Below are 2936 nucleotides of genomic sequence, written 5' to 3'. Positions count from 1 at the left end.
AATGATGAGGAAAAAGAGAAGAAGAGAATGAATAATCAAATGGCATATTGTATGAATAATATATCTTATATCAGACAAAGAGTGCTTTTTGATTTAATTATAGGAAACTATGGTTATGACGGTGAAAAAATAAAAGAGGATTTTGAAAGTTCATATCTTGAAATACGAGAGTTTTATATCATTTTATTTTCTATAAAACCAAAGGAAGATGTTGATGATGAACGTTCTAACCGTATGCTTGTGGATATTTTAAATCATTTTCAGATGGCAAGTGATGAGATTGTTAATGTTTATCATGTTTTTATGGACATGAGGAATTTAGTGCTGATTTTTAAGGATGAACTTGAGTATTTTACTGAAAAGTATTTATATAGTTTTTGCACAAAGACGGTAGATGATGTAAGCAATAAGCATAATGATTTTTTTATTAATGTTGCCATAAGCTCCAAAGGGAGAGATTTTAATGATGTTAATGAAAAGTACGTTGAGTGTTTGAAAGAGTTGGAAAAAGTTAATTCTAGTAAGGCGAATCATATTTTCTGTATTAGCCGTGTGAGAAAGCTGTATGAGAGTCGGAATTTTAGGCAGAGAATGATTATGCACAGAAAAGATTTTATAAATGCTTTAAGCATAGCAGACTTTAAAAATGCAGAGTATTATATGTCTAAAATTATAGAGGAATCGTGTAATATAAAAGAGGATGAGTGGGATTTTGCTGAACGGTTTTATACCCATATAATTTTGGATTTGGATGATATAAGGCGAGAAGTAAGTGAAGAAAATGGATTTTGGGAAATAAATGTTTATAATCTTGAACAGATGATAAGAGAATGTATAAGAATAGAAGATTTAAATGATATTTTGAGAATGACTGTAAGAGACCTGATAGAACGAATGAAAAATGAAAAGAAATTACAGTATTCTAATAGTGTTAATGAGGCAATTGGGTATATAGAAAGTAATTATCAAAAGTCAATTACCTTGGAGGATGTGGCAGCACATGTACACTTGAGTGCGGTTCATGTCAGTCGTATATTCAATAATGAAACTGGTGAAAACATAAAGTCTTATCTAAATAAACTTCGTATAAAAAAGGCAAAGGTGCTGCTAAAAACAGGTAAATTTAGAATAAATGAGGTGGCTGAAAAGGTAGGATTTGAGGATTCACGATATTTTTCAACGGTGTTTAAGAAATATGAAGAGATTTCACCTACTGATTATTTGAATAAGATTGATGCCGGAGAATAGTATCTTTTTAGAAAAAGGAATGGTGATATTTTAAAGGGTGTCGAAAAAATTAGCTATAACAAATACAAGAAAGTAAAAAAATGATGATAAAATTAACAATAATCATTTTAAAAAATATTTTGTTAAAAAGAAAAAAGTGCTACAATTATAATGTGAAAATATAAATCTAGGAGGAAAGATATGATTAAAGAAAAAAAGAAGAGTGTCATTAAGAGAGGTACAATCAGAAAAGAAATTAAATTAAGGAAAGATCTGATTGATAATTGGCAATATTTATTAATGATACTTCCGGGATTGATTTGCGTAATATGTTTTTGTTATTTACCAATGTTTGGTATAACAATAGCCTTTAAGAGTATAGATTATGCAAAAGGAATTTGGGGCAGCCCGTGGATAGGGTTTGAAAATTTCAAGTTTCTGTTTAAAAATCCAGATGTCTTTATTATTTTAAGAAATACATTGGGATACAATATAGTGAATATTATTTTAGGTACTTTTATTAATGTAGGCATTGCTGTTATGTTTAGCCAATTGGCAAACCGAAGATTGGGTAAAATATATCAGACTGTGGTTATGCTTCCACACTTTTTATCTTGGATAGTTATAGCATATATTGTAAAAGCATTTTTAGATTATCGTTTGGGTTCTGTGAATGGAGTATTATCAAAACTTGGAATAGAGGCAGTGGACTGGTATTCAAAAGTAGAAGCATGGCCGTTCTTGTTGGTATTTATTAATCAATGGAAAAGTTTTGGATATGGTTCGGTAGTTTACGTTGCTGCAATTGCCGGGATTGATTCGAGTTTATATGAAGCGGCGGCAATTGATGGAGCAAACAAGCGTCAGCTTACATGGTACATAACAATACCAGAATTGGCAAGTATTATAATAATTATGACAATTCTTTCAATCGGAAATCTTTTAAGTGCGAATTTTAGTTTGTATTACAACATTCCTATGGATTCGGGAGCGTTATATCCGGTAACGAATGTTATATCTACTTTTGTTTTCCGTGCATTAAAAATAAATAATGATGTTGGAATGTCTTCAGCGGCGAGCTTCTTGCAGTCAGTTGTAGGATTTGTGTTGGTTATAGGTACAAATTTGATTGTAAGACGAGTGGATTCTGACAAAGCACTATTCTAAAATATTTGTAGATGGAAGGAATGATGAAAAATGAATAATAAAAAGAAAAAGCAGTTAATTGAAACAACACAAGCAGGACCTGTTTTAAATGTTGTTTATAATATTATTTTCATAGCCTTGTGTATGATGTGTCTGTATCCTGTTTTGCTTTTGTTTGGAGTGTCATTCACATCCGAAGAAGCAATAAGTGAATTTGGATATAAATTGATTCCACAAGAAATAAGCTTTGATGCTTACAATTATTTGGCGAAAAATGGTCAAACGGTTATGAGAGCATATGTGGTAACGATAGCGGCGACACTAACGGGAACTGCTTTGAATGTATTAGTAAATGCACTTTACGCATATGCAATTTCGAGAAATGATTTTAAGTATAGAAAGTTCTTCGCCTTTTTGCAACTTTTTACAATGTTGTTTTCTGGAGGAACAGTGCCGTGGTACATAATTTGCACAAGAGTATTACATCTAACAAATACATTTTGGGCGTTAGTTTTACCAATGGTGGGAAGTGCATGGAATATTATAGTTTTAAGGACTTTCTT

3 protein-coding genes are annotated in these 2936 nt (G+C 31.2%); all 3 read left to right on the top strand.

Annotated elements, in window-relative coordinates:
- Positions 1 to 27: 27 nt before the first annotated feature.
- The gene (locus tag E7419_08380) at positions 28 to 1248 is read left to right on the top strand and encodes a helix-turn-helix transcriptional regulator (GenBank protein MBE7015192.1); all 1221 of its coding nucleotides are present in this window, start codon (positions 28 to 30) and stop codon (positions 1246 to 1248) included.
- A 180-nt stretch (positions 1249 to 1428) separates the two neighbouring features.
- Positions 1429 to 2394, top strand: a complete 966-nt coding sequence (locus E7419_08375) for a sugar ABC transporter permease (GenBank protein ID MBE7015191.1) — start codon at positions 1429 to 1431, stop codon at positions 2392 to 2394.
- Between the two features lie 30 nt (positions 2395 to 2424).
- On the top strand, positions 2425 to 2936 hold a 512-nt coding region (locus E7419_08370; protein MBE7015190.1), incomplete at its 3' end, for a carbohydrate ABC transporter permease.

Source organism: Oscillospiraceae bacterium, from assembly GCA_015068525.1.
Taxonomy (GTDB): domain Bacteria; phylum Bacillota; class Clostridia; order UMGS1840; family HGM11507; genus SIG450.
The sequence above is the reverse complement of the archived record's forward strand: the minus strand, read 5'-3'. Positions and strand labels throughout refer to the sequence as shown.